General features: G+C 69.7%; 24 protein-coding genes. 10 read left to right on the top strand and 14 right to left on the bottom strand.

The window, feature by feature from the left end; genetic code table 11:
- The first annotated feature begins 86 nt into the window (after positions 1–86).
- On the top strand, positions 87–560 hold the full coding sequence (locus BLV39_RS44800; protein WP_090792723.1) for an Lrp/AsnC family transcriptional regulator: 474 nt from the start codon (positions 87–89) through the stop codon (positions 558–560).
- Here the strand turns inward: BLV39_RS44800 and BLV39_RS16345 are convergent.
- The 3 genes from BLV39_RS16345 to BLV39_RS42370 form a co-directional block, all read right to left on the bottom strand.
- Positions 520–3,909: a phosphodiester glycosidase family protein gene (locus tag BLV39_RS16345; RefSeq protein ID WP_090792720.1), complete on the bottom strand. Its 3,390-nt coding sequence runs from the start codon at positions 3,907–3,909 to the stop codon at positions 520–522. The genes BLV39_RS44800 and BLV39_RS16345 overlap by 41 nt on opposite strands.
- A 64-nt stretch (positions 3,910–3,973) precedes the next feature.
- Positions 3,974–4,444: a toll/interleukin-1 receptor domain-containing protein gene (locus BLV39_RS16340; protein WP_275414256.1), complete on the bottom strand. Its 471-nt coding sequence runs from the start codon at positions 4,442–4,444 to the stop codon at positions 3,974–3,976.
- 28 nt (positions 4,445–4,472) lie between these two features.
- On the bottom strand, positions 4,473–4,940 hold the full coding sequence (locus tag BLV39_RS42370) for a hypothetical protein (RefSeq protein WP_143049783.1): 468 nt from the start codon (positions 4,938–4,940) through the stop codon (positions 4,473–4,475).
- 125 nt (positions 4,941–5,065) lie between these two features.
- On the opposite strand from BLV39_RS42370, the gene BLV39_RS16330 reads away from it, so the two are divergent.
- Both BLV39_RS16330 and BLV39_RS16325 read left to right on the top strand, forming a co-directional pair.
- On the top strand, positions 5,066–6,193 hold the full coding sequence (locus tag BLV39_RS16330; RefSeq protein WP_143049782.1) for a hypothetical protein: 1,128 nt from the start codon (positions 5,066–5,068) through the stop codon (positions 6,191–6,193).
- 270 nt (positions 6,194–6,463) lie between these two features.
- A complete protein-coding gene (locus tag BLV39_RS16325) occupies positions 6,464–7,597 on the top strand; it encodes an erythromycin esterase family protein (RefSeq protein ID WP_090792707.1) in 1,134 nt (377 codons plus the stop codon).
- Positions 7,598–7,627: 30 nt separating this feature from the next.
- On the opposite strand, the gene BLV39_RS16320 is transcribed toward BLV39_RS16325, so the two are convergent.
- The 3 genes from BLV39_RS16320 to BLV39_RS16310 all read right to left on the bottom strand — a co-directional run bounded on the left by BLV39_RS16320 (position 7,628) and on the right by BLV39_RS16310 (position 10,732).
- Positions 7,628–8,377, bottom strand: a complete 750-nt coding sequence (locus BLV39_RS16320) for a nickel/cobalt transporter (protein ID WP_090792703.1) — start codon at positions 8,375–8,377, stop codon at positions 7,628–7,630.
- On the bottom strand, positions 8,374–8,985 hold the full coding sequence (locus tag BLV39_RS16315; RefSeq protein WP_143049781.1) for a hypothetical protein: 612 nt from the start codon (positions 8,983–8,985) through the stop codon (positions 8,374–8,376). Before BLV39_RS16315 ends, BLV39_RS16320 begins: the two co-directional genes overlap by 4 nt.
- Before the next feature lie 73 nt (positions 8,986–9,058).
- Positions 9,059–10,732 (bottom strand): purple acid phosphatase family protein, encoded by a 1,674-nt coding sequence (locus tag BLV39_RS16310; protein WP_090792696.1) that lies wholly within the window; start codon positions 10,730–10,732, stop codon positions 9,059–9,061.
- Between the two features lie 201 nt (positions 10,733–10,933).
- Here BLV39_RS16310 and BLV39_RS16305 point away from each other — a divergent pair, with 201 nt between their 5' ends.
- On the top strand, positions 10,934–11,410 hold the full coding sequence (locus BLV39_RS16305; RefSeq protein WP_143049780.1) for a hypothetical protein: 477 nt from the start codon (positions 10,934–10,936) through the stop codon (positions 11,408–11,410).
- Here the strand turns inward: BLV39_RS16305 and BLV39_RS16300 are convergent, their stop codons facing one another.
- Both BLV39_RS16300 and BLV39_RS16295 read right to left on the bottom strand, forming a co-directional pair.
- Entirely contained in the window at positions 11,411–12,226 is an 816-nt protein-coding gene (locus tag BLV39_RS16300) for a carbohydrate ABC transporter permease (protein WP_090792689.1), read from the bottom strand. It abuts the gene before it with no gap.
- Positions 12,223–13,104 carry a carbohydrate ABC transporter permease gene (locus BLV39_RS16295; protein ID WP_239083607.1) on the bottom strand — a complete coding sequence of 294 codons (882 nt, stop codon included), beginning with the start codon at positions 13,102–13,104 and terminating at the stop codon, positions 12,223–12,225. Before BLV39_RS16295 ends, BLV39_RS16300 begins: the two co-directional genes overlap by 4 nt.
- Before the next feature lie 91 nt (positions 13,105–13,195).
- On the opposite strand from BLV39_RS16295, the gene BLV39_RS16290 reads away from it, so the two are divergent.
- Together BLV39_RS16290 and BLV39_RS16285 are read left to right on the top strand one after the other, a co-directional pair.
- Complete coding sequence (locus tag BLV39_RS16290; protein ID WP_090792683.1) at positions 13,196–15,265, top strand: NPCBM/NEW2 domain-containing protein; 2,070 nt, start codon at positions 13,196–13,198, stop codon at positions 15,263–15,265.
- 30 nt (positions 15,266–15,295) lie between these two features.
- Positions 15,296–16,609 carry an ABC transporter substrate-binding protein gene (locus BLV39_RS16285; protein WP_204082760.1) on the top strand — a complete coding sequence of 438 codons (1,314 nt, stop codon included), beginning with the start codon at positions 15,296–15,298 and terminating at the stop codon, positions 16,607–16,609.
- Here BLV39_RS16285 and BLV39_RS44795 read toward each other — a convergent pair.
- Both BLV39_RS44795 and BLV39_RS16275 read right to left on the bottom strand, forming a co-directional pair.
- The gene (locus tag BLV39_RS44795) at positions 16,606–17,403 is read right to left on the bottom strand and encodes a hypothetical protein (RefSeq protein ID WP_090792677.1); all 798 of its coding nucleotides are present in this window, start codon (positions 17,401–17,403) and stop codon (positions 16,606–16,608) included. The two genes, BLV39_RS16285 and BLV39_RS44795, sit on opposite strands and share 4 nt — an antisense overlap.
- 94 nt (positions 17,404–17,497) lie before the next feature.
- Positions 17,498–18,367: an alpha/beta hydrolase gene (locus BLV39_RS16275; RefSeq protein WP_090792673.1), complete on the bottom strand. Its 870-nt coding sequence runs from the start codon at positions 18,365–18,367 to the stop codon at positions 17,498–17,500.
- A gap of 81 nt (positions 18,368–18,448) precedes the next feature.
- On the opposite strand from BLV39_RS16275, the gene BLV39_RS16270 reads away from it, so the two are divergent.
- Positions 18,449–20,320, top strand: coding sequence for an AfsR/SARP family transcriptional regulator (locus tag BLV39_RS16270; RefSeq protein WP_090792669.1), 1,872 nt, complete (start codon positions 18,449–18,451; stop codon positions 20,318–20,320).
- On the opposite strand, the gene BLV39_RS16265 is transcribed toward BLV39_RS16270, so the two are convergent.
- Complete coding sequence (locus BLV39_RS16265) at positions 20,317–20,817, bottom strand: CGNR zinc finger domain-containing protein (protein WP_090792666.1); 501 nt, start codon at positions 20,815–20,817, stop codon at positions 20,317–20,319. The two genes, BLV39_RS16270 and BLV39_RS16265, sit on opposite strands and share 4 nt — an antisense overlap.
- A 96-nt stretch (positions 20,818–20,913) precedes the next feature.
- Between BLV39_RS16265 and BLV39_RS16260 the strand changes: the two genes are divergently transcribed.
- Together BLV39_RS16260 and BLV39_RS16255 are read left to right on the top strand one after the other, a co-directional pair.
- Positions 20,914–21,774: an alpha/beta fold hydrolase gene (locus tag BLV39_RS16260; protein ID WP_090792664.1), complete on the top strand. Its 861-nt coding sequence runs from the start codon at positions 20,914–20,916 to the stop codon at positions 21,772–21,774.
- A complete protein-coding gene (locus BLV39_RS16255) occupies positions 21,771–22,052 on the top strand; it encodes a ScoMcrA-related endonuclease (protein ID WP_090792584.1) in 282 nt (93 codons plus the stop codon). Before BLV39_RS16260 ends, BLV39_RS16255 begins: the two co-directional genes overlap by 4 nt.
- An 11-nt stretch (positions 22,053–22,063) precedes the next feature.
- On the opposite strand, the gene BLV39_RS16250 is transcribed toward BLV39_RS16255, so the two are convergent.
- Positions 22,064–22,528 carry a hypothetical protein gene (locus BLV39_RS16250; RefSeq protein WP_090792579.1) on the bottom strand — a complete coding sequence of 155 codons (465 nt, stop codon included), beginning with the start codon at positions 22,526–22,528 and terminating at the stop codon, positions 22,064–22,066.
- 87 nt (positions 22,529–22,615) lie between these two features.
- On the opposite strand from BLV39_RS16250, the gene BLV39_RS16245 reads away from it, so the two are divergent.
- On the top strand, positions 22,616–23,167 hold the full coding sequence (locus BLV39_RS16245; RefSeq protein ID WP_176984941.1) for a TetR/AcrR family transcriptional regulator: 552 nt from the start codon (positions 22,616–22,618) through the stop codon (positions 23,165–23,167).
- Here the strand turns inward: BLV39_RS16245 and BLV39_RS16240 are convergent.
- Both BLV39_RS16240 and BLV39_RS16235 read right to left on the bottom strand, forming a co-directional pair.
- Positions 23,133–24,350: a sensor histidine kinase gene (locus tag BLV39_RS16240; protein WP_090792573.1), complete on the bottom strand. Its 1,218-nt coding sequence runs from the start codon at positions 24,348–24,350 to the stop codon at positions 23,133–23,135. The genes BLV39_RS16245 and BLV39_RS16240 overlap by 35 nt on opposite strands.
- Complete coding sequence (locus BLV39_RS16235; protein WP_090792570.1) at positions 24,347–25,003, bottom strand: response regulator transcription factor; 657 nt, start codon at positions 25,001–25,003, stop codon at positions 24,347–24,349. Before BLV39_RS16235 ends, BLV39_RS16240 begins: the two co-directional genes overlap by 4 nt.
- Between the last annotated feature and the right edge of the window lie 69 nt (positions 25,004–25,072).

Genomic DNA, 25,072 nt, shown 5'->3' with positions numbered 1-25,072 from the left:
CCGCACGCGATGGCAAATGTGCGCGAGCTGGCGGCCCTGTGCGCAACTCTGTTGCGGTTCCTGGCCTTGGCGCGCAATCATCTGCCATGGATCGATACGACAGCACCGACCGGGCGATCCTGGCCCGGCTCCAGCAGGACGGCCGGATCGCCAACGTCGACCTGGCCGAGGCCGTCGCCCTGTCGCCGTCGGCCTGTCTGCGCCGGGTGCGGGCGCTCGAGCAGGACGGCCTGATCGCCGGCTACCGGGTGGAGCTGGACCGCGCCCGCTTGGGCCTGGACCTGACCGTGTTCGTGGAGCTCCGGGTCGACCGCCACTCCCGCGAGAACGCGGCCCGCATCGAGGCGAAGCTGACCGCCATCCCGGAGATCGTCGCCTGCCACGTGATCTCCGGCCGGGCCGACATCCTGGTCGAGGCCGCCGTCGCCAACCTGGCGGCGTACGAACATCTGCTCATCGACCAGATCTTGACCATCCCGTCGATCGTCGACGCACACAGCACGTTCGCCATCCGCACGGTCAAAACCCGCGGCCCGCTGCCCCTCGCGCAGTTGCCCTAGTCAGCTCCACCGTCGCGGACGCCTTGACGCCGTTGACAGTCACCGCGAGCGTCACCGTGCCGCTGGTGCGCAGGGCGGTCAGGCGTCCCGTGCTCGGGTCCAACCAGGCGCGGTCGCCCGGCCGGATGCCTTTGCCGGACCCCACGTGCAGGTCCGCCGAACCGGACCACTGGGCGGTCACGGGCGGGGCCACCGGCACCACCCGGCCGCCGGGCTGGGTCAGCGTCGCGGACACCATCGCCGGTGCGCCGACCGCCACCGTGGCCGGCGCGCTCAGGGCCACCGCGTCCACGTGCGGGTTGACCTCGGCATCGATCCATCGTGGACCCTCGGCCAGCGGGTTGAGCCGGGCCAGCACCGCCTCGGCCGGCGTGACCGGGTCGATGCCCAGCATCGTCCAGCCGGTGAAGCCACCGAGGTGCGGCGCCGTGGACGGTTCCTTGCCGCTGTTGCCGTTGATCAGGTACGGAACGCCGTCCACCCGGTCGGCGTGGAAGGTGCCGACGTGAGCGCCGACGAATGCCGCGCCCTTGCCGGTACGGTGCTGGAACTCGGCCAGCCACCGCTCCACCAGCGCCGCCTGCTTGCGGTCGCCGAGCTGGCTCGCCTTCGCCGGCGTGGGGTCGCGCGGCGGGTGGTGCTCGAACACCGCGACCGAGCCGACCCGCGGGTCGGTGGCTGCGGCGTCCAGTGCCGCGCGCAGGGCCACGACCTGGTCGAAGCCGAGCACACCCGGGCTGGTGTCGAGGGTGACCAGCCGGGTCCCCCGGTGGTCGACCACGCGCGACGTGGCCCCGAACACCGACGTGAAGTTCGTGATCGGCGCGCCCATGACCTCGTGGTTCCCGGGCACGTAGTAGTACGGCAGCGTGCCGCCCAGCTCTTCGTCGAGGATCTGCTTGGCCAGGGCGAAATCCGCCGGGTACGCCGTGTCCACCAGATCCCCGTTGATGACCAGGAGATCCGGCCTGGCCGCACGGATCTCGCGCAACGTCCGGCGTACCCGCTCGACCTGGGTGCTGTTCGGGTCCGCGGCCACGAACTGCGCGTCCGAGAGCACCGCGAGCCGCCAGGGCGCGCCGTCGACCGTGCCGTCGCGCAGCACGACCCGGTCGGTGCGCGGCGGCTCCGGCGGCACGTCGACCGGCGGCGCCACCCGCGCCACGATGTCGTCGATCATGATGTCGGTCCGGTAGGCCTCGGCCGGGTCGGTCTCCGCGACGTAGAAGCGGCGGATCCGCACCGGATACCGCACACCGGGCGGCACGGCCAGCTCCACGTAACGCCAGCCGGTCCAGGTGACGTAGGGGCCGCGCAGCACATGCTGCTGGTCGAGCGCGTCGTGCAGGTGCAGGCTCGGCCACTCCCCCTTGCCGTTTCCGTAGATCCACATCCCGAACGCCTGCGGCTGCCCGTCCACCGCGATCCACTGTGGCGGGTCTGCGTAGGCCGCCCGGGTGCCGGTCGATTGGCCGAAGTCGTACGCCATCCGCAGCCCGCCACCGGTGTGTCCGGGCGCGGGCGCGACCGATCCGGTGGCCCGCGCGGCGCTGAACTTCCAGGCCGCGGCGTCGTCGAACATCGCGACCGGCACGTCGGTCAGGCCGATCGACACCGGCACCACCGTGCTGCGGCCGCTGACGGTCGCGGTGACCAGCCCGGCCCCACCGCCGGCCACGGCCTTGACGGTGAAGAACCCGTTGGCGCCGGCCACCACGTCGACCAACGCGGGGTCGTAGTCGAGGCGCACGTCGGCCGGCTCGATCGGCGCACTGTTGCCCTCGGCGTCGTAGCCGACGACGCCAAACGTCCCCGTTGAGCCGGCCGCGTCCAGCGCCACCTTGTCGGCGGTCGCGTCCACTCTGGACAGCGGACCGAGCACGGTGAGCTTTGTGCTGCCGTTCGCCGCGCCGCGCTGCGCGGTGACCGTGGCCGCACCCGGCAGCAACCCGCGGAACACACCGGCTGCGGAGACGGTCCCGTGGGTCGCGCGCCAGGTCGGTGCGCCCGTTGCCGGCCCGTACGTCTCGTCGTAGCCGGCCGCGGTCAACCGCCGGGTCAGACCCGGGAAGACCCGGTCCGGCCGGCCACCGCGCACCGGCCCGATGCCGGGCGCGGCGGCGGGGTCGATCGCCGTCTCCACCCAGTACCCGCGTAGCCGCCCACTGCCCGCCGGCGCGTAGATGGCCAACCCGTTGGGCACGGGCCGCTCGGACCCGTCGGAGGGCGCGTTCTCCACCTGCACCGCCGCACCGCCCGGCTCGCGGGCGACCAGCGTCGACGAGCCGCCACCGTCGAGGTTGAGCGCGTCGTGGGCGCCCAGCGAAGCCATCAACCGGCCCAACTCGGTGAGGGTGACACCGCGGCTGTCGGCCTGCCGCCCGTCCACGGTCAACATGATCATTTTCTTGCCGTCAGCGGAGAAGCCGACCGCGGTACGCGGCTCCGGCGTCACGTCGCCGATGTCCAGCGGCACGCCGTCGCGAACCAGCACCCGGTTACCACCGATCGCGGCGGCGACGGCCCGGTCGTCGTCGGGACGGGCGCGGTAAGTCACGTCGACGGCATCGCCCGGCCGCAGCCCACCCAGCGCGTCGGCCCCGGCGTCCCGCCCGAGCAGGATCGTCGTGCCGGCCGGAATCGGGCCTTGCCCGGCGCCCGGCGCCACCGTCGCGACGTGCCCTCCGACCAGCGTCACCTCGGCCACCCGAGCCGCGCCGGCCACCGCGCGGGCACGGTCGTAGTCGCCCCACAGAGCGGTGAACACGCCGATGCCGCCGGCCTGCACGAGGTTGTTGAACTGGGTCAGCGTGACCGGCCCGCCCGGCAGCGCCGCCGTGCCGTCGAAGTAGAACTGCACGACCCGACCGACCCCGTCCGGCCCGACGGCGACCCCGTCCGGATGCCCGGCGACCGGCGACTGGACCAGCACGCTGTCGCGTACGCCGACGCCCTGCGCGGCTCCGGACTGGTTGATGTCGAAGAAGTCGCCGTTGACGGCGGCGACCGCCCGGGCCTGGTCCGCGACACCGCGCAGCGGGGCGGTGCGCGCCACCGCGCCGGTGTTGAGGTAACCCACGGACAGGCCCTCACCGGCCAGATCGGCGGTGAGGGCGTCGGCCCGGATCCACCCGTTGGCGTCCAGACGGTCGAAGGAGGTGAGCTCCAACCCGGGCGCGACGGGCCGCGTACGCCGGTCGGTCTCGATCGAGGTGTTGACCGCAGGAGCCGCGACGGCGATCTCGACCCGGTCGACGGGAGTCGCGACCGCCGGCCCACCCGCGAGCAAGGCGGCCAGCAGAGGCAGCAGCACGGGCCCGACACGGCGGGCGGATAGACGGATACCCATGCCGGCGAGCCAACCGGAACTTGGAGGAATTTTCAAGAGATGATCGTCGACATGAAAGAAAACTTCAGGCACCAACGCTGCCCGTACGGCGCGCACCCACGTTTTCGTCCCTGGAGCCGGTGATCCCCCAGACAAGATCGCTGATCGTCAGGTCGAAGGCAGTCTCCTGCGCGAAGCGAACCATCCGGAACTCGCGCAGAAACAGCGGCAGATCCGGCTCCGGACCGGCATCGTCCAGCAGGACCGGAATCACGGGAAGACCACGCCGCAGGAACTGGCTGATCGCCGCTTTGATCTCCAGTTGCTCCCACGGCCCGACTCCGTCCGCACCGACGAACAGCGCCGCAGATCGGCAGGAACGGAGGACTCGATCGATCTCGTCTTGGAACAGCCGCCCAGGCGGCAGTTCGAACTCGTCGACCCACGCGGCGATCCCGCGCGACCGCAAGGCCCGGACGATCGGGAGCACCCGGCCCCGATCCCTGCCGTTGTATCCGATGAAGACGTCGAAGCCGTTGGCTGTGGACCCACGCACGGCACTCACCCCCAGTTGGTCGTGTCTATTAGTCGCCTACGCGGTCGAACCAGCGAGTCTCCGAGATGAGGTTCATGATCGTGTCCGAGTTCAGGCCGCGTTCCCGCGCGATCCCTGTCGTTGTTTCCACGATCGCTCGAACCGCGTCGTGGAGGTCGTTACACACGTCCTCCGATGCATCGGCCCCGGTGAGTTCAACCAACCGGACCACCAGCCGGACGTGCCGAAACAGACCAGCAAGCGGCATCCCGCCGCCTCGCACCATCGCGCACAGCAGCGGCAGGCCACAAAACGCGAAACACCTTGCCAGGCCAACGCGCGCGGCAACGTACTCGCCGTCCGTAGCGGCGACATAATTTGCACCCAGTTGTCCAAATAGGTAACTTGGTGCCACGTACCGCGAGTGAGCGATCCGTGCAGCAACACCTGCGTAGGTTTCCGCAAGAGCATGCAAGGACCTAGTGTCAGCGATAGGACGCGATCCTTTTTCGTTCATGACTGGAACCTCGCTGCCACGTGGATATCCGTCGTCGGCGCCGTTTCGCCGGTCATACCAGTAGGGAACCAGGCTCCACCCAGGGGCGAACAAGGGTGATTTCGGCGGTAGGGAGGGGTGACTCCGTGGCCCGTCATGACACCCCTGCGAATGCCACGGTGGAGTCACTCGAGTCTGCGATCCGCGCCCTCGTCGTCGATTCCGGCCCGAGCGTCCACAAGCTTGTCAACAACGAGAGCGAAGGGGCTCGCACCATCATGGCTGCGGCTCGGACACCGGAGTCGTGGTCAGCGGAGGAGAAGGCCACGGCGGTCATCGCCACCATCGTGGCGGTCATCGACGAGCTGACGAACCGTCGATGGAAGCGCACAGCCCAAGCTGCGTTCCGGATACCCGCCCAGCGTTTTCAGGGTGCCGAGTTCGACTCGCTGGCCGCGCGCTGGCGCGACCTCGGCCGCGAGGATGCCAGCCAGGAAGGCATCGAAGTCGACGATGCAGCCGACCGCTACCGCGGCTACTGGCGGAACTCGACAGCACCTCACATCGCGAGGGCGTTGATGACCCGCATCGATCAACTCAACACAGGCGACGGGTGGCAGCAGTTACGCAAGGAGGAGTACATCCCCTCTGCGGCTCTTCCATTGTCATTTGAACGCACCGAGGTGCTCTACCACTTCGAAGGCACACGGGGAGTCCGGTCGACCTGCCAGCGATGGCTGATCGCACACGGCCCAGTCGAGTATTACGACGCCGTCGGCTGGTACTACAACGATCCCGATGCAGGCGTCGACATCGTTCCCATCGCCAACTGCCGACGCGAAGGCTCGTACGAACTGCTTCCGCAAGGGGGCCGCAAGGGACGACTCCGCTTCGCGCGCCGGATCGAATCCGGCGAACGCTATTACTTCTCGTATGAAACGCGCTTCAACTCCGACCGCTCCTGTCGACCGACAATCCTGCAGGAGATCCGCGGACAGCAGACCGAACTACTCACCGTTCGCGCTCAGTTCGACCCGCGCACACTGCCCGTACGCTGCTGGTACTTCGATGTCTCCGTGCAATCCGAAGGATCGATCGATCCTCCCGAGGGCGCCCCACAGCTATTGACCGTGGCGCCGAACGGGTACGTGGATCACGAATTCCGCAATTGCCAGCACGGCCGGAAATACGGGCTGCGTTGGACCTGGCCCACCGAGGCCGTCACCCGGCCTAGGACCTCCATCGGAATGGAGGTTGATGTGGGCGATGGTTGACGCCGCACTGTCCGCCCACCGGCGCGACAGTGCACACGACGGGCGCGGGCGACGACGGCTTTAGCTGTTGCTCGCCCGTTTCCGCTTGTCGTCAGCCATCTTCCACTTCCTGACCCCCATTGGTCGACGTGGGAAGTGCCGAACACGGCACTTGCTGAACAACAAGTTCCCTTCGGATGCGTAACGACCATTTTAGCTTCCACTCGTAGCGCTACGCCAGAGTGCGGGTGCACAGAGTCACGAGATCCGCACCCGGTAACGTCCGGACGTATGACGGTTTCGGAGTTCCTGGCCACTCGTGACCTGTTGGCTCTCGGCGAGCCCACCCACGGTGAGCCGGCCTTCGCCTTCGCGCGCAACGAGATCTTCCAGGAGCTGGTCTCCGCCGGGTTCCGCTCGTTCGCCTACGAGTCCGACCGCCTCGCCGCCCTGGCGATCGACGCGTACGTCCAGGGCGCGACCGACGAACTGCCGACCGACGCCTTCAGCCACGGCTTCGGCACCCTCCCGGGCAACCCGGAACTCCTGGAGTGGCTGCGCCTTCACAACCTCGACCGGCCGCTGCCGGAACGGGTGACGTTCCACGGCTTCGACGCGCCGCTGGAGATGACCGGAGCACCGAGCCCACGCCGCTATCTGGTGCACGTGCTGGCCTACCTGAGCGAGCACGTGGACCCGCCCGTAGACCTCGACGAACTGATCGGCGCCGACACCCGCTGGGCCGACCCGTCCGCGATCATGGACCACACCCGCTCGGTCGGCCGCTCCCCCGAAGCCCTGCGCCTGCGCGGCATCGCCGACGACCTACGAACCGCGCTGTACGCCAACGCACCGCGCCTGGTCGCCGCCACGTCACTGGCCGAGTGGCGCCGGGCCGACCTGCACGCGGACGTGGCGGTGCGACTGCTCGGCTACCACGCGGAAGCGGCGGCTCCGGCACCGCAGGCGGCCCGCACGTCGCGCCTGCTAGGCGTCCGCGACGCCTGGATGGCGCAAAACCTGCTCGAAATCCGAGCACAGGAACAACACCGCGGCCCGACCCTGGTGTACGCCAACAACCGCCACCTACAGCGCCACCCCAGCACCTGGAACCTGGCCGGCATGAACCTGGAGTGGTCATCCGCGGGCTCGATCGTCGCGGCCCTGCTCGGCGACCGCTACGCGGTCATCATCGGCAGCCTCGGCGCCAGCGCCGCCCTGAACCTTTCGACCCCACCGGCGGGCACCTTCGAGGCGGCGCTGCCCGCGACGGCCCGGACCCTGCTCGACCGCGCCACGATCGACGAGGCCCTGAACGGCCAACCAATGACCGTCCGCACCGACATGACCCCGGAACAGGGCTACTTCCCCCTGGATCAGGAGACCATCGCCCACTGCGACGCCATCCTGCACATCTCGTCCTGACCATCGCCGCCGCGATCAGCGGGGCACGCCCTAAGCGGTGAGGACCGAGACTGCCATTGCCACGTAGAGGCAGCCTGCGGTCGCGACGGCGACGCCGGCTACGGCTGGGGTCCAGGCTGCGATCGCGGACCAGCGCTTGGTGCGCGACGCCAGCGCGCCGAAGCCTCCGACCGTTATCGCGCCCACGGCGGTCAAGGTCACGGCCATGCCGACTCCGAAGGCCAGCACCAGGATCAGCGCGTCCACCGAGCGACCGGTGAGCAGACCGCTAACCAGCAGCAGGAACGCCGACGGTGAGGGCAGCAGCCCACCGGACAGGGCCAGCGCCACCAGACCCTGGCGGGACCACGGGTCCGTCGCCTCGTCCGGGCCATGGGAGTGCGGATGCGAGTGAGAGTGCGAATGCTGATAGCGGTGCCGGAGCTGGCGCCAGGCCAGGCGGCCGCCGACCGCGATCACCACCAGGCCCGCGGCGACCTGCATCCAGGCCGTGACCGACTTCGTGCCCAGGCTCGCTGACACGCTTAGGCCGACCCAGACGAGGGCCAGCACCAGCACCGAGAACGTGTGCATCACCGCCACGATCACGCCGAGGCGTACGGCGTCGCGGTAGCGGCCATGCGTGCCCACCAGGTACGCCGCCGTGATGGTCTTGCCGTGGCCCGGTGCCACCGCGTGGGCCGCGCCCACGCCGAGGGCGACCAGCAGGAGCACCCAGAAGACGGCGCCGCCGTCGAAGAGGGCGATCAGCCGGTTGTCCAGCCCGTCCAACCCGGTCATGCGGACCTCCGACGGCGGCGACGCAGCACCACAAGCGCCGCGAGGCCCAGCACAACCACCACGGCCGTGCCGATAGCCAGTGGCAGCACCGTCGACAGGCCGGACGAGGACCCGCTGAGCCGCAACTGCTGCTCCGGCGACGTCGCCGTGAACAGCGCCTCCGAGTCGCCGACCAGGACCGTGCGGTACGCCTCGTTGAGGTCCATCAGGGCAGCCAGCCGGATCTTGACCTCGTCGACGTCGGCCGGGCACTCGTAGGTGATCGTGGCCCCAGTGGCCAGCACGTCGGTCAGCTCGTGCAGCGAGCCCGGGCAGCCCTGGCCCGCCTGTCGCACGGTCATCCGGTCCAGCAGATACGTCCGCACCGCTGGCGAGCGCTGCAGCTTCTGCTCGCCCGTCACGTCCGTGGCCGGGTCGTCGAACGCGCCCACCGACTGGCCGAGCGCCACCCAGTCGTCTTCGGCCGCGTGCCAGACCAGCTTCAGCGACGAGCCGTGCACGGTGACGTTCGCGGTCGACGGCGGGCCGAACGGATGCGCGGTCGCCGGCGTGCCGGCCATACCGACGACAGCCAACACGACCAGGGCGCCAAGAAGGACCCGTCTCACGCGAAGCTCCTAAGAAGGGCGGGAAGAGCGGGCCGACCCAAGACGCGAGCCGGCCCGCAACCCACAAACCGAACTACTTCTTGACGGTGATGACCTGGCTGGAGATCTGCTGGCTGTGGCTCTCCAGGTACACGGTGTGCTGGCTGCCACCGGTCGCGTTCGACGGCAGGGTGAACGTGTAGTCCAGCCGGCCCAGCTCGTCCGCCTTCTTGGTGGCGATCAGGATGCCGGGCTTGCCCTCGGCGGTGCTGGTCTTGCGCAGGTAGATGTCGACCGACTCGTTCGGGTCGTACCCGTAGCCGGTGACGGCCAGCTTGCTGCCCGCCTTCGGCGCGGTGGTGCTGACGATGACGTGCTCGCCCGTGGTGGTCTCGGGCGTACGCCACTCGTTGACGGTCCGCTCGCCCGCCTCGTTCTTACGGACGACGACGCCGTCGAAGTGCTTGCCGTTCGCGAAGCGCGCCTCGTAGGTCAGCGAGTCGCCCTTGACGTCGATCATCTGGTAAAGCTGCGAGTCCTCAGCCTTGGCCATGATGTCGGCGCCGTTGTCCGTCCACACAGAACCGTCGACGTCGTACATCTTGCCGCCGGACACCGAGACCGCGTACACGGTTCCGTCGTGCACCGTCGCGGACTTGCGAGAGGCGACCGTGCTGCCACGGCCGTACGTGTGGTCGTGGCCCTGGAGCACGAGGTCCACGCCGTACTTCTCGAGCAGCGGACCCCACTGCGCCCGGACGATCGGGTTGTTGCGGCCCTCGGCGGTCGAGTAGACCGGGTGGTGGAACGTGACGACGGTCCACTTGTTCGGGTTGTCCTTGAGCAGGCCCTCGAGCCACGCGGTCTGCGCGTCCATGTACTGCGGGATGCTCTGGACGTTGGTGTTCAGCCCGATGAACCGCACGCCCTGGTAGTCGACCGAGTAGGCAGTCGAGTCGAGCGCCGGCTCGTTGGCCCAGGAAGCCGGGCCGTTGTCCGGGTACGGGAACTGCGGCGCCCAGAACGACGACAGGCTGGTGCCGTTGTACTCGTGGTTACCGGTCACGGAGATGTTGTTGACCTGGCCGTCGATGAAACCGCCGGCGTTGTACCACTGACCCCACTGCTCCTCGCTGTTCGCGGAGTCGATGAGGTCACCGGCGTTGACGATCACCTTGGCCTGCGGCCGGTCGGCGAACGCCTGGCGGAACACCCGCGGCACGGCGCTGTCGATGTAGTTCTGCGCGTCGCCGTAGTAGATGAACGAGAAGGGCTCGAAGCCCTCGGCAGCGGTGGTGAAGTCGATCCACTCGCTCCAGTTGGTGCCGTCACCGACCCGGTAGGTGTAGCGGGTCTGCGGCGAAAGGCCAGTGAACTCCACCGTGTGGTACGTCGAGGCGTACCCCAGCGAGGTGTTGACGGGCGTGTTGGCGATCGCCTTCACGGTGCGCACCGCGCCGGCAGCCGGCGCGACGTCGCCGAGCGCCTTGGGCGCCTCGAGGAACTGCGCCTGCGCCCATTCGGCGGACGCGTCGGCGCGCCACGAGACGCGCTGGCTGGTGGCGGGCTTGTCGGTCGGGATCAGGATGACGCGGTCCGGCACCGGCGTCGGCTTGTACCGCTCCGCGGCCGGGAACTTGGTGGGCGCGGCGTCACCGAACGCGGCCGGGCCGAACGCGATGCCACCGGCGAACAGCGCGGCGGCACCGATGGCCGCCACCGCCGCCCGGCGACGACCCGAGTTCCAAGGCCTCTTGACCTCACTCAACGTGTTTCCCCCCTCAGGGAATCAGCCACCGACAAGAGCACGGTGGGACACGGGCATTGAGCCAAAGCCGAGCGACCGAGGCCGGACCTGGACATGTCCTCAAGGTGAACTGAAAGCCGCCTGAAAGGCGGCTGACCGGCCGTCACGATGGCGTCGCCGATCGGCCATCCGGCGTTCAGAGCGGCCACCTACGTTCCGTGGGTGCCTGTTTTCCGCTGGGTCGGGATCGCGGCGAGCGCGCTCGCTCTCGGAACGCTCTTCGCCACGCCTCCCGACGCGCCGGTGAAGAAGACCGACGCCTTCCTCACCGCCGAGACCACCGGCCTGCTCAGCATCGAAGCCACCGAGTGCTTCGACGATCCTGAGTACGACCCGATGGCCGACGACCGCGTGGTCGTTTACATCCCGTGCGAAGAAGGAGCCGACAACCAGGCCTACGGCTTCGTGTACGCGCCGGAGGGGACCTTCGACCGCACAGCCGTGGCGACGTTCGCCGCGGCCCGCTGCGGGCAGGCCTTCGACAAGCTTTGGCGTGGCGCGTCGGCCGAGGGCCTCGACTTCTACCCGGTGCTGCCGACCGCGGAGACCTGGGCCGACGGCGACCGCGTGGCGATGTGCGTCGTCTACCGCCCGACCGGCCGGCTGCCCGGCTCGGTGCTCCCGCTCGCGGGGCGCTAGCTAGCCCTTGGTCGATCCCAACGTCAGACCCGACACGAACTGCCGCTGGAGTACGAAGAAGACCAGCAGCGTCGGCAGCGCGACGATGATCGAGCCGGCGGACAGCAGGTTGTAGTCGGTGAAGAACTCGCCCCGCAGGTTGTTGAGCGAGCTCGTGATCGGGAACTTGTCGCCGTCCTGGAGCAGCACGGTGGCCCAGAAGAACTCGTTGTAGATCCAGGTGACCTGCAACGTCGTCAGCGCGGCGAGCGCCGGCCGCACCAGCGGCAGGGTCAGCGTGAAGAACTGCCGGCTCACCCCGGCGCCGTCGACCTCCGCCGACTCGTACAACTCGTGCGGGATGGTCTTCATGTAGTTGCTCAGCACCAGCGTGCAGAAGCCCATCTGGAACGCGGTGTTGATGAGCACCAGTCCGGTGTAGCTGTTGAGCAGCTCCACCTCCCGGAACGCCCGGTAGACCGGGATCAGCAAGGCCTGCGGCGGCAACAGGTTGGCGGCGACGAAGACGCCGAGCAGGGTGAGGTTGAGCTTGAAGCTGAACCGGGCCAGGACGAACGCGGCGCACGAGGACAGGAAGAGCGTCAGCACGACGGCCGGCACGGTGATGTAGAGCGAGTTGAGGAACTTCTCGCCGAACTCCCCACGTTCCCAGGCGTCCACATAGTTCTGGAAGGTGAACCCACCGAACGAGAAGTAGCCGTGCGTGCCGGTGTAGTCGTAGTCCCGCAGTGAGTTGAACAGTCCCCAGAGCAGCGGGGCGAGCCAGCCGAGCGCCATGACGGCGAGGAACGCGTGCAGCACGTGCCGAGGCCTCATCGGTCGTCTCCCCTCGTGGTCGCGCGCAGGTGGATGACGACGTACACCGACGAGATCAGCAGCATGATGGTCGCCAGCGCGGACCCGAAGCCGATCCGGCTCGCCTCACCGATGATGTTCTGTGCGACCAGCGCGGCGATCACCTCCAGGCCGTTGCGGCCCTTGTTGACGATCCACACGATGTCGAACGCGCGCAGCGACTCGATGATCGTGATGACCAGGACGATCAGGTTGATCGGTCGGAGCACCGGGAAGACGATCGAGAAGAAGGTCCGCGGCTCGCTCGCGCCGTCGACCCGCGCCGCCTCCCGCAGCCCCGGGTCGACCGCTTTCAGCCCGGCGAGGTAGATCAGCATGATGTATCCGGTGTGCTTCCAGCCGGTGGCGACCAACACCGCCCACAGGTTGACGTTCGGGTCGCCGTACCAGTCGATCTGCGTGCCCAGCACCGCGTTGAGCAGGCCCTGGTCCCGCGAGTAGATGAGCTGCCAGATGAAGCCGGTCAGCGCCAGCGACAGGATGACGGGCAGGTAGAACGCCGTCTGGTAGAGGCGGCTGCCGCGGATCTCCTTGTCCAGCAGCACGGCCAGGAACATGCCGAGCGGTGTGGGGATCAGGAACAGGAAGCCCACCCAGATCAGGTTGTGCCAGATCGCCGGCCAGAACGGCGGGTAGATCGTGGCGATGTTCTTGTAGTTCTCGAACCCGATCCAGTCGATCGAGCTCAGCCCGCCGAAACCCTCCCACCGCGAGAACGACAGCGCGACCGACGAGAGGGCCGGCAACCAGACGAGCAGGACCACGAACACCAGGGGTACGCCGAGCATCAGCGTCACGACGATCCGGTCACGCGGCGTCAGCCGTCTTCGCGTACGCACGGCGCCTCCAATAGATCGAAACTCTTGCATGATCGTAGCCATCAATATTTACTGACGTAACGTTGTAGCGCCACGAAGATTGGTGCATATCATGCGAAAGCCGCTGTCTTTCCTGGCCGTCACACTGCTCGCCGCCTCGACCCTGGTGGCCACCGCGCCCGCCGCGTCGGCCGCGACACCGGTCGTGCCCGTCACCGCACCGCCGATGGGCTGGAACAGTTGGAACCGGTTCGGCTGCAACATCGACGAGAACCTGATCAAACAGACCGCGGACGCGATCGTCGCCAACAACCTGGACGACCTCGGCTATCGCTACGTCAACATCGACGACTGCTGGATGGCGTCGACCCGCGACGCGCAGGGCCGGCTGCAACCGCACCCGACCCGTTTCGCGGGCGGCATCAAGGCGCTCGCCGACTACGTGCACGCCCGCGGGCTCAAGCTCGGCATCTACGAGTCCGCCGGCACCGCGACCTGCCAAGGGCTGCCGGGCAGCCTCGACCACGAGGTGGTCGACGCCAACACGTTCGCCGCCTGGGAGGTCGACCTCCTCAAGTACGACAACTGCAACAACCAGGGCCGGCCGGACGCTGCCCGGTACAAGGCGATGGGTGACGCGCTCAAGGCAAGCGGCCGCGCGATCGTCTACAGCATCTGCAACTGGGGACTGGCCGACCCGTGGGTCTTCGCCCCGCAGGTCGGCGGCAGCCTGTGGCGCACCACCGGCGACATCTCCGACAACTGGGGCAGCGTGCTCTCGCTGCTCGACCAGCAGAACGGGCTGGAGCCGTTCGCCCGCAACAACGGCTTCAACGATCCCGACATGCTCGAGGTCGGCAACGGCGGGATGACCACCACCGAATACACCGCACACTTCAGCCTCTGGGCTCTCCTCAACTCGCCGCTGCTGCTCGGCAACGACCTGCGCTCGATGTCCGCCGCGACTCTGGGAATCATCCGCAACGCCGACGTCATCGCGGTCAACCAGGACTGGGGCGGCTCACAGGGCCGCAAGCTGCGCGACTTCGGCGAGACCGAGGTCTGGGGCAAGCCGATGAGCGACGGCGGCGCGGCGGTCGTGCTCTTCAACCGGTCAGCCGCCAGCGCCACGATCACCACCTCCGCCGCCGAGGTCGGCCTCGGCGGCTCGTCCGGATACAACCTGCGGAACCTCTGGACCGGCGCCACCACGACGTCGACGGGCGCGATCAGCGCGAGCGTGCCCGCACATGGCGCCGTGATGTTCCGGGTCAACCGCACGGGCACACCGGCCGCCGCTCCCGCGGCCGGCACTCACCAGGTCGGTGACATCGCCTGGCTCGCGTCCAGCAACTTCTGGGGTCCGGCCGAACGCAACCGGGCCAACGGCGAGCAGGCCGCGGCCGACGGCGGCACGCTGACCATCAACGGCACCACCTACGCGAAGGGCGTCGGCACCCACGCCGACAGCGCCGTGCACCTCTACCTCGGCCGCGCCTGCCCGCTGTTCACCGCGAACGTCGGCATCGACGACGAGGTGACCAACGCGGCCGCATCGGTCAGATTCCAGGTGTACGGCGACGGGAAGCTGCTCGCCTACAGCGGGATCAAACGCGCGGCCGACGGACCGACCCGGCTCTCCGTGGCCACCGGTGGCTACACCACATTGGAGCTTCGGGTCACCGACGGGCGCGACAACGCCAACTACGACCACGCCGACTGGGGTGGCGCCACCCTGACCTGCACGGCACCCGGCACCGGCTCCAACCCGTCGTTCACGGGCGCCAACGGCTGGGGACCGGCCGAACGCGACCAGTCCAACGGTGAGCAGGCCGCCGGCGACGGCGCGGTGCTCACGTCCGGCGGCGTCAGCTACGTGCGCGGCATCGGCGGGCACTCGCCCGGCGACCTGACCGTCAACCTCGGCGGCACCTGCGAGCGGTTCACGGCCGTCGCGGGCATCGACGCCGAGGTCACCTCGGCCACCGCGCGGGTGGTCTTCACCGTGCTGGCCGACGGCGTGACCCTCTACACCAGCCCACCCGTGACGCTGGCGTCCGGCCCTTCCGTGGTCGACCTCGACGTGACCGGCCGCGGCACGCTGCGCCTCGTGCTCGGTGACGGCGGCAACGGGATCGACTTCGACCACGCCGACTGGGCCGACGCCCGCCTCCTTTGCTGAACCATCCCATTCGCACATTTGGAGGATCGGATGAGACACCAGACTTCACCGGCTCCCGCTCTGGCCGGGATGCCCGTACCCCGGCGGTCCCTGCTCATCGGCGCCGCCGCCCTCGCGGCCGCTCCCGCGCTCGCCGCGTGCGGTGACGACGACGGTGGCGGCACCACGGGCGGCGACGGCACCGGCGAGGTGACCTTCGGGTCCAACGAGGTCGGCTCGACGTTCGCCAAGCAGCGCCAGGCCGCCGTCGCCGGCTTCCAGGCGAAGAACGCCGGCACGACCGTCAAGCTCAACGAGATCGACCACAACACGTTCCAGGAGAACATCAACAACTACCTGCAGGGCAGCCCGGACGACGTGTTCTCCTGGTTCGCCGGCTACCGCATGCGGTTCTTCGCCCGGCGCGGGCTGATCGGCGACATCAGCGACGTCTGGCCCCTGGACGGCGTCGCTGAATCGTTCAAGACCGCCTCCACCGGCGACGACGGCAAGCAGTATTTCGTGCCGCAGTCCTACTACCCGTGGGCGATGTTCTACCGCAAGAGCGTCTGGACCGAACGCGGCTACACCGTGCCGACCACGCTGGACGAGCTCACCACGCTGGCCGACAAGATGAAGTCCGACGGGCTGGCGCCGATCGCGTTCGCCGACAAGGACGGCTGGCCCGCGATGGGCACGTTCGACATCCTCAACATGCGGATCAACGGCTACCAGTTCCACATCGACCTGATGGCCGGCAAGGGCTCCTGGGAGAGCGCCGAGGTCAAGAAGGTCTTCGACACCTGGGGGCAGCTACTCCCCCTGCACCAGCCGGACGCACTCGGCCGCACCTGGCAGGAGGCCGCGCAGGCGTTGCAGCAGAAGAAGGCCGGCATGTACCTGCTCGGCACCTTCCTGATCGACCAGTTCCCGCAGGCCGAGCGGGAGGACGTCGACCTGTTCACCTTCCCGGCGATCGACCCGGCGGTCGGCTCGGACGCGATCGACGCGCCGATCGACGGCTTCTGCATGAGCGCCAAGCCCAAGAACGGGGCGGGCGCGAAGAAACTGCTCGCCTACCTGGCCGCTCCGGAAGCGGCCGCCGAGGCGAGCAAGCTCGGCGAGCCGTTCATCTCGTCGAACACGAAGGCCGACACGAGCTCCTACACGACGATCCAGAAGAAGTCGGCGGAACTGGTCGGCAACGCCAAGAACATCGCGCAGTTCCTCGACCGCGACACCCGCCCGGACTTCGCCTCGACCGTCATCATCCCGGCGTTCCAGGAGTTCGTCCGCAAGCCCGGGGACGTGGCCAGCATCCTGAAGAGCATCGAAAGCCAGAAGAAGACAATATTCATCGACTAGTACGCCGCGTAGTACACCGCTTCCAGGAGGTCTGCTGGCGGGTTGCGGACCGTGGAGATCGGCACGCCGATCCAGACGTCCACGACCTGCCAGACCGCCTCTCGGGCCGGCGTACGCACGACGCGGTGCAGGGTGCGGGCGCCTTCCGGGGCCGAGGACGGCCGGACGACCACCACCGGCCTGCCGTCCTCGACCCGGTACGCGAACGCGTCGATCCGTTGGAGTCCCGCGCCGCGTAGGTGCTCGTAGAGCTCGTCTGTCGCCGGCACCTCCGCCGGGCCGTGGACGACCCGCGCGAACTGCTCGTGGGCCAGCTCCTCGAGCTCGGCCACCGTCAGCCCGGCGAGCACGGGTCCACGGTCGACGACCACCGGGGCCGGCGCGGGTGCCGGCATCGGCACCGGTGTGGAGACCGCCACGAAAGCCGGCACCGCCGTGAACTCCGGTACTGCCACGATCGCCGGCACCGGCGTCTGCACCGGCACCACTGCCAGCACGGGCGCCGACGCCGGTCCCAGGTCTGGTGCCGCCGGCGCCGGCTCTGGATCGGGTGCCCGCTCCGGCTCCGGTTCCGGCGCGGGTGTCAGCTCCAGCTCTGGTTCCGGGGCGGGGTGCCACTCGGGTTCGGGGACGGGCTCGGCTTCCGGCAGGGTGAGCTTGAGTCGGCGGGCGATCTCTTCCAAACCGCTGTCCGGCAGGTCGGTGAGCATCACGCGGCGGTGGACGGTCGGCAGCGGCTCTTCGCCGGCATAGTCGCCCTGCCACTCCTCCGGCGACTCCGAAACCTCGTGCACGGGTCGTGACCCCTTCCCTACGGCATCGCTGTCCACCGTAGGGCCGGGACCCGGGCGGGCACGACGGACGCAGTGTGCGCTTGACCCGTACGTGTCACCGATTCAGCAGATCGCGGAGGTCCTTGACGATCTCGGCCGGTGTCTGCTCCGCCATGAAGTGCCCGGCCGTCGTGGTGCGGTGCACCAGGTTCGGCGCCCAGGCCCCCCACAGTCCTGCCGCGTCGTAGCCGAGCGCCGCGCCCCAGTCCTGCTGCACGACGGTGACCGGCATGGCGAGCCGGCGCCCGGCTGCCCGATCGGCCCGGTCATGGTCGACGTCGATACCGGCCGACGCGCGATAGTCGGCGACGATCGACGGCACCGCCGCGCGGGAGGCGGCCAGATACGCCGTGCGTACCTCCGTGGGGATCGCCGATGGGTCTCCGCCCCAACCGTCGAGGAACGAGCCGAAGAACTCGTCGGCGGTCGCCTCGATCATTCGCTCGGGCAGCCCCGGCGGCTGGGCCATCAGGTAGAGGTGGAACGCGACCGCCGCGTCGGCGCCGTGCAGCACGTCCCACATGTCCAGGGTCGGCAGCACGTCCAGGATCGCCAGCCGGGTGATCGAGTCGGGATGGTCGAGGCCGGCGCGGAAGGCGACGAGCGCGCCCCGGTCGTGCCCCGCGAGCGCGAACCGCTCGTGACCGAGCGTCCGGGCCAGGGCCACGATGTCGGCGGCCATCGTGCGCTTCGAGTACGTGTCGGCGTCGCGCGCCGAGGGCTTGTCGCTGGCACCGTAGCCGCGCAGGTCCGGGCAGATCACCGTGTGGTCCGCGGCCAGGTCGGCCGCCACGTGCCGCCACATCAGGTGGGTCTGCGGAAAGCCGTGCAACAGCACGATCGGGCTGCCCGAACCGCCCGCCGCGGCATTGAGCGTGACATCTTCGTCCACCTGGACGCGATGCTGGTCGAAACCGGGAATCATGTTTCAGGTCCTCTCGTGATCGGTCTGGTCCAGCGTGCCGATCACGGATGAGCAACCGATGAGCGCGCTACGTTGACCTGCGTGTCTGTCGGTTTCGGCGTCCTCGGGCCGGTCGTCGCCTGGTCCGCTCCGGGTGAGCCGGTCGACCTGCGCGGTCCCCGGCACCGGGCGGTGCTGGCCCGCCTGCTGGTCGCCAACGGCCGGGTGGTCCCGGTCGACCGGCTGGTCGACGACCTGTGGACCGACCCGCCAACGGGTGCGGTCAGCGCGGTGCGCACGTTCGTCGCCGCTCTGCGCCGGGCGTTGGAGCCCGATCGCGCGCCTCGCACGCCGCCGCGGCTGCTGGTCACCGAAGGCCCGGGGTACGCGCTGCGGGTGGGCGCGGACGCGGTGGACGCGTGGCGGTTCGAGGCCGTAGTAGCGGCGCGGCCTTCTCCAGAGAGGCTCGGCGAGGCCCTGGGTTGGTGGCGCGGGCCCGCGTATGCCGGTCTGGACGAACCCTGGGCCCGCGACGAGCGAGCCCGCCTCGAAGAGCTTCGGCTGCACGCGGTCGAGCTACGCGCCGAAGCGCTGCTCGGACAGGGCCGGGCCGCCGACGTCGTGCCCGACCTGGACGCCCACGTGGCCGGCCACCCGTGGCGCGAGGACGCCTGGCGGCTGCTGGCCGAGGCGCTGTGGCGGGCGAACCGCCAGGCGGACGCGCTCGCGGTGCTGCGCCGGGCCCGGGACCTGCTCCGCGAGCAACTCGGCATCGACCCGGGGCCGTCCCTGCGACGGTTGGAGTCCGACATCCTCCGCCAGGCGTCGCCGTCCGAGGCGGAGGGCATCTGGGCGGCGGCCGCGGCCGCGTACGACCGCACCGTGACGTTCGGGGCGCCGGCCCGGCTGGAGTCGACGGTGGACCTGCTGCGCGGCCTGGCGGTCGGTGGCGGCCTCGAAGCCGCGCGCGGCCAGCGATTGGCGACGGTCGAGGCGGCCGAGCGGCTGGGCGATCCGGAGCTCACGGCGCGGGTGATCGGCGGGTACGACGTACCCGCCATCTGGACCCGGTCCGACGACCCGGCGCAGGCGGCGGCGATCGTGGCCGCCGCCGAGCGGACCCTGGCCGCGCTGCCGCCCGCGGCGCCGGACTCGGTCCGCGCCCGGCTGCTGGCGACCGTCGCGATCGAGTCCCGAGGCACCGACCGGCACACCGCCGCCCGCGAGGCCGAGCGCCTGGCCCGCCCGCTCGGCGACCCCGGGTTGCTGGTGTTCGTCCTGAACGGCAGGTTCATGCAGTCGTTCCAGCACGCCGGGTTGGCGGCCGAACGCGACCGGATCGGCGCGGAGCTCACCGACGTCTCCGCCGCGCACGGCCTGGCGTCGTTCGAGATCCTCGGCCACCTCGTGCGGATGCAGGCCCGTGCGGCCCTTGCCGACTTCGCGACCGCGGACCAGCACGCCGCCGCGGCGGACCGACTCGCCGAACGCCACGGCCGACCCTTGGTGGGCGCCTTCACCCGCTGGTACGCGGCACTGCGGCTGGCCGCGACGGGTGCCCCGGCCGAGGCGGCCTACCGAGCGGCGGCGGCCGACCTGTCCGGAGCCGGAATGCCAGGCGTCGAGCGCGGCCTGCTGCCGCTGGCCCTGCTCTGCCTGCGGGTGTGGCACGGCCAACCGATCGAGTTCGCCGCCGACACCGACTGGGGCCCGTACGAGCCGTGGGTGCGCCCGCTGACCGACGGCGCCGCCTTGCGTGTCGCCCCGGAGCCGCCGCACGACCTGCTCTTCGAGGCCCTGTGGTGCCTGCTCGGCGAGGCGGCCATCCGGTGCGACGACCGGGACTGGATCCGGCGCGCACACACGGCACTCGCAGCGGCGGCCGGCGAACTGGCCGGCGCCGGCAGCGGCATGCTCACCGTCGGCCCGATCGACGACCACCTCGCCCGGCTGGACGCCGCGCTGGCCCGCTAGCGGTTCCGCTGGTAGTGCCGGCGGGCCTTCATCCGGTTGCCGCAGACCGCCATCGAGCACCAGCGCGCGGTGTTGGTGCGGCTGTGGTCGATCAGGAAGAGCTGGCACTCGTCGTTGGCGCACGGCCGCAGCCGGCCCGCGTTGTCCTTGGTCAGCGCGTCCCAGGTGAGGATGGCGCGCACCGCGAGGTCGCGATCCGCGGGAACGTCCGCGTTCCAGGTGATGCCCGCCGGCGTCAACGCCGGTGTGAGCGCGACCCCATCTAGCAGCGGGGCCAACGTCTCCGGCGGTCGCGCACCGCGCACGACTCCTTGCAACGCGACGCGGGCCGCCAGAACGTGCTCGCGCTCCTTGCGGGTGCCGCGTCCGCCGAGCCCGACCAGCCAGTCCCGCGCCGCCACCGGGTCGGCCAACTCGTCGCGCTGCTCTCCGTCGATGACCGGCGTGCTGTTGAGGATGGCCAGCAGCACGGCCTCGTCCGATTGCCCGTCCGGCATCTTTCTCCTAACCACCGTGAACCTGTTGACAGGTTATCCGAACCGGTCCTAGGTTGCTAGCTATAACCATCTTTGACACTCACGGGGGTTAGAACAATGATCCATCACCGGTACGCCGTCGTCGACGACCGCACGCTCTTCTACCGGGAGGCCGGCGATCCCGACGCCCCGACCGTGGTGCTGCTGCACGGCTTCCCCACGAGCTCGTTCATGTTCCGCGACCTGATCCCGCGGCTCGCCGACCGCTATCACGTGATCGCGCCGGACCACCTGGGCTTCGGCTTCTCGGACGCGCCGCCGGTCTCCGAGTTCGACTACACCTTCGACCGGCTGGCCGACCTGACCGCCGCCCTGCTGAGCCGGATCGGCGTCGAGCGCTACGCGATCTACGTGCAGGACTACGGCGCTCCGGTCGGCTGGCGGCTCGCCCTGGCCAAGCCGGCGGCCATCACCGGCATCATCACCCAGAACGGCAACGGCTACGAGGCCGGCTTCATCGACGAGTTCTGGGCGCCGGTGCGCGACTACTGGCGCGACCCGTCGCCGACCACGGAAGCCGGAGTGCGCGCGGCCCTGACCCTCGACGCGATCCGCTGGCAGTACCTGCACGGCGTACCGGACGAGACGGTCGTCAGCCCCGACACGTGGGAGCACGACCACGCGCTGGTCAGCCGCCCTGGCAACGACAAGGTGCAGCTCAAGCTGTTCGCGGACTACGCCAACAACCTGCCCTTGTATCCGAAACTGCACGCGTACCTTCGAGAGAGCGGCGTGCCGGTGCTGGCGACCTGGGGCCGCAACGACGGCATCTTCGCCCCCGCGGGCGCCCAGGCGTTCGCCGACGACGCGCGCGACGCCGAGATCCACCTGCTGGACGGCGGCCACTTCCTGCTGGAAAGCCACCTGGACCCGGTGGCCGACCTGATCCTCGACTTCCTGGACAGGAGAGTCTCATGACACCGGAGTGGAACAAGGTCAAGAACACCGACGTCGTACGCGCGATGAAGGAGTACGACCGACTGGGGCCGGACAACTTCTTCGCCACGCACGGCTTCGCCCCGACCACGACGTACGACCTGGTCCGCGACGACCACCACTACCCGCCGAAGGCGATCCTGGGCACGGCGTACGAGTTCGCCACCGGAAACCGCCTGGCCTCAGGAGACTTCGAGGGCGGAAAGACCGGCGCGGTGAAGGTCCTGGGCGACCTCGGCTTCACCGTCGAACACCGCTGACACCCTCTGGCCTAACGCGGACGCCGTCGGATTCGGGCCGCGGCCTTGCGGAGCACGCCCGGCACCAGTCCACGGTGGATGGTTGAGAGAGGTGGCCACGCGTGCTGGCCTACGGGTCCGTCGTAGTGGAGGAAGGTCCAGAGCGACACCCGCCCAGCCATAGCGTGTACGACGAGGTTTCCGCTCAGGAACCACGACTGGGCCTCCAGGCGGATCCAGTCGTCGCCGCGGGCGCCAATGTGCCAGCCCGCCACCGTGTTCGGTGAGCGGCCCTGGTGCAGGCGCAGGCCGAGGATGAACCGCCAGATCAGGATCTCTCCGGGGCTGGGTACGTTGCCGAACATCGCTCTCGCCCACTGCTCCGCCGTCGCTTCCGCGTCCGTGGCCAGCGTGAAGTGATCCGCGTAGTCGATGGTGTCCAACGAGCTCAGCGCGCGGGCGGGCGCGGGGATGTCATGCGTCCGGACGACGGTCATCGCGGCCTCCCGTAGATGTATACGATGGCGTACAACACCAGGCTAACGCCTGTTATACGGTGGCGTATATAGAAGGTGGGCACGATTGTGGGTGCGACGCGCACCACGCGCGAGCAGTGGGTCGAGGCCGGGTTGCGGGCGCTGGCCGCCGGCGGGCCCGACGCCGTCCGCGTCGAGGCGCTCGCCAAGGAGCGCGGCGTCACCAAGGGCGGCTTCTACGGGTCGTTCGCCGACCGGGAGGCGCTGCTGGAAGCCATGCTCGACACCTGGGAGCGGGAGAGCACCGACGAGGTGCTCGACCAGGTCGAACGGGCCGGCGGCGACGCCCGCGCCAGGATCACCCGCGCCGGTCTGCTCACCTTCTCCAGCGACCGCCTGCGGCCGATCGACCTCGCCGTGCGCGACTGGGCCCGCCGTGACGCGGGCGTCGCCGAACGGCTGCGGCGGGTCGACAACCGCCGGATGGGGTTGCTCCGCGAGCTGATCGGCACCTTCTGCACCGACCCCGACGAGGTCGAGGCGCGCAGCCTGTTGGCCTTCTGCATGGCGATCGGCGCGCACTTCCTCGCCGCCGACCATGGCGACCGCAGCCGGTCGCAGGTCCTCAGCCGAGCCGCGGACCTGTTGTTCGACCACTAGGGCCGGGCAGTGTCACCGTCACCACCAGGCCACCGTCGGCGTGCGGGCGGGCGGTGGCCTCGCCTCCGTGGGCGCGGGCCACCGAGCGGACGATCGACAGCCCCAGGCCCGCGCCCTTCGCCGTGACCAGGCGGTCCGCGTCCATGCGCCGAAAGGGTTCGAACAGGCCCGGGATCTCGTACGCCGGAATGACCGGTCCCGTGTTGGTGACCTCGATCCGCGCCCCGCCGTCCGGGCCGGGCCGGGTGGTGATGCGGGCGAAGCCGCCCGGGTGGTTGTGCCGGATGGCGTTCTCCACCAGGTTCTGCGCCAGCCGTTCCAGCAGCACCGGGTCGCCGCCGGTCAGGGCCGGGTCGGCCTCCTCGGTCAGGGTCACCGACGCGGCGCGCGCCTCGTCCAGTGACTGGGCCACCACGTGGGTGGCGATGTCCGCCAGGTCGATCTCGTGCCGGTCGGCGACCTCGTGTTCCGAGCGGGCCAGCAGCAGCAGGCCGGTGATCAGCCGCTCCTGCCGGCTGTTGATCTCCAGCAGGGTCTCGCCGAGTTGGATGACGTCGGGCGAGGCCGTGCGGCGGTTCATCGCGACCTCGACCAGGGCGCGGTTCAACGTCAGCGGTGTACGAAGCTCGTGCGAGGCGTTGGCCACGAAACGGCGCTGGCCTTCGAAGGACCGATCCAGCCGCGCGACCATCGTGTCGAACGTGTCGGCCAGTTCCTTGACCTCGTGGTCCGCGCCGGTCAGGGCGATCCGTTCGTGCAGGCTCAGGTCGGCGCCGCGGGCGATCCGGCGGGCGGTGTCGGTGACCCGGTGGAGCGGGGCGAGCACCCGGCCGGCCACCAGCCAGCCCAGGCCGATCGCCGCGCTGCCGACCAGGCCCAGCGCGATGCCGCCCTGGGTGAGCTGCGAGGTCAACGCCTCGTCGCGTACCTCCGACTGCTCCTTCGCCATGTACTCCGGCATGTCCTCCGCGGGGATCTGCGTGCCGTCGGCGGTCCGGAAGAAGACCGTGTCCGTCGCGGCGGTGCCCGGCCCGACGAGCTGACGGTTGACCATCACGCCGCCCGCATGCGGAAGCTGTTGCTCGACCAGCAGGTGGGTCACGCCGAGCACCACCAGGCCGCCGACCAGGAACAGGCCGCCGTAGATCAGGGTGAGCCGCATACGCAGGGTGAGGCGCCTCATGAGATCCGGTACCCCTCTCCGGCCAGGGTCTCGATGACCGGTGGGTCGCCGAGCTTGCGGCGCAGCTTGAGCACGGTGAGCCGGACCGCCGAGGTGAACGGGTCGGCGTTCTCGTCCCAGACCTTCTCCAGCAACTGTTCGGCGCTGACCACCGCACCATCGGAGCGCAACAGCTCGGCCAGCACGCCGAACTCCTTTTTGGACAGCGGCACGTAGCGGTCGTCCCGGAAGACCTGGCGGCGGGCCGTGTCGAGCAGGATGCCGGCCCGGCGCAGCACCGGCGGCAGGGCCGGACGCGCCCGCCGCCCGAGCGCCTGCACCCTGGCGGCCAGCTCCACGAAGGCGAACGGCTTGGGCAGGTAGTCGTCGGCGCCCAGCGACAGGCCCGCGACCCGGTCGCCGATCTCGGCGGCCGCGGTCAGCATGAGGATCCGGGCGGTCGTGTCGGAGCCGACCATGGCCCGGCACACGTCATCACCGTGCACCTTCGGCAGGTCACGGTCGAGCACGACGACGTCGTAGTCGTTGACGGCGAGACGTTCCAGCGCCGCGTCGCCGTCCAGGGCGACGTCGACGGCGTGCGCGTCGCCGCGCAACCACTCGGCGATCGCCTCGGCGAGCAGGCGTTCGTCCTCGACCACCAGGATCCGCATCGCCCCATGGTGCCGAGCCAACCTGTTTCTTCGCTGTTAGCGCTTTCGGAAGCGCCGCGGAAACGGCCC

The organism is Asanoa ishikariensis (assembly GCF_900107455.1).
Taxonomy (GTDB): domain Bacteria; phylum Actinomycetota; class Actinomycetes; order Mycobacteriales; family Micromonosporaceae; genus Asanoa; species Asanoa ishikariensis.
The sequence above is the reverse complement of the archived record's forward strand: the minus strand, read 5'-3'. Positions and strand labels throughout refer to the sequence as shown.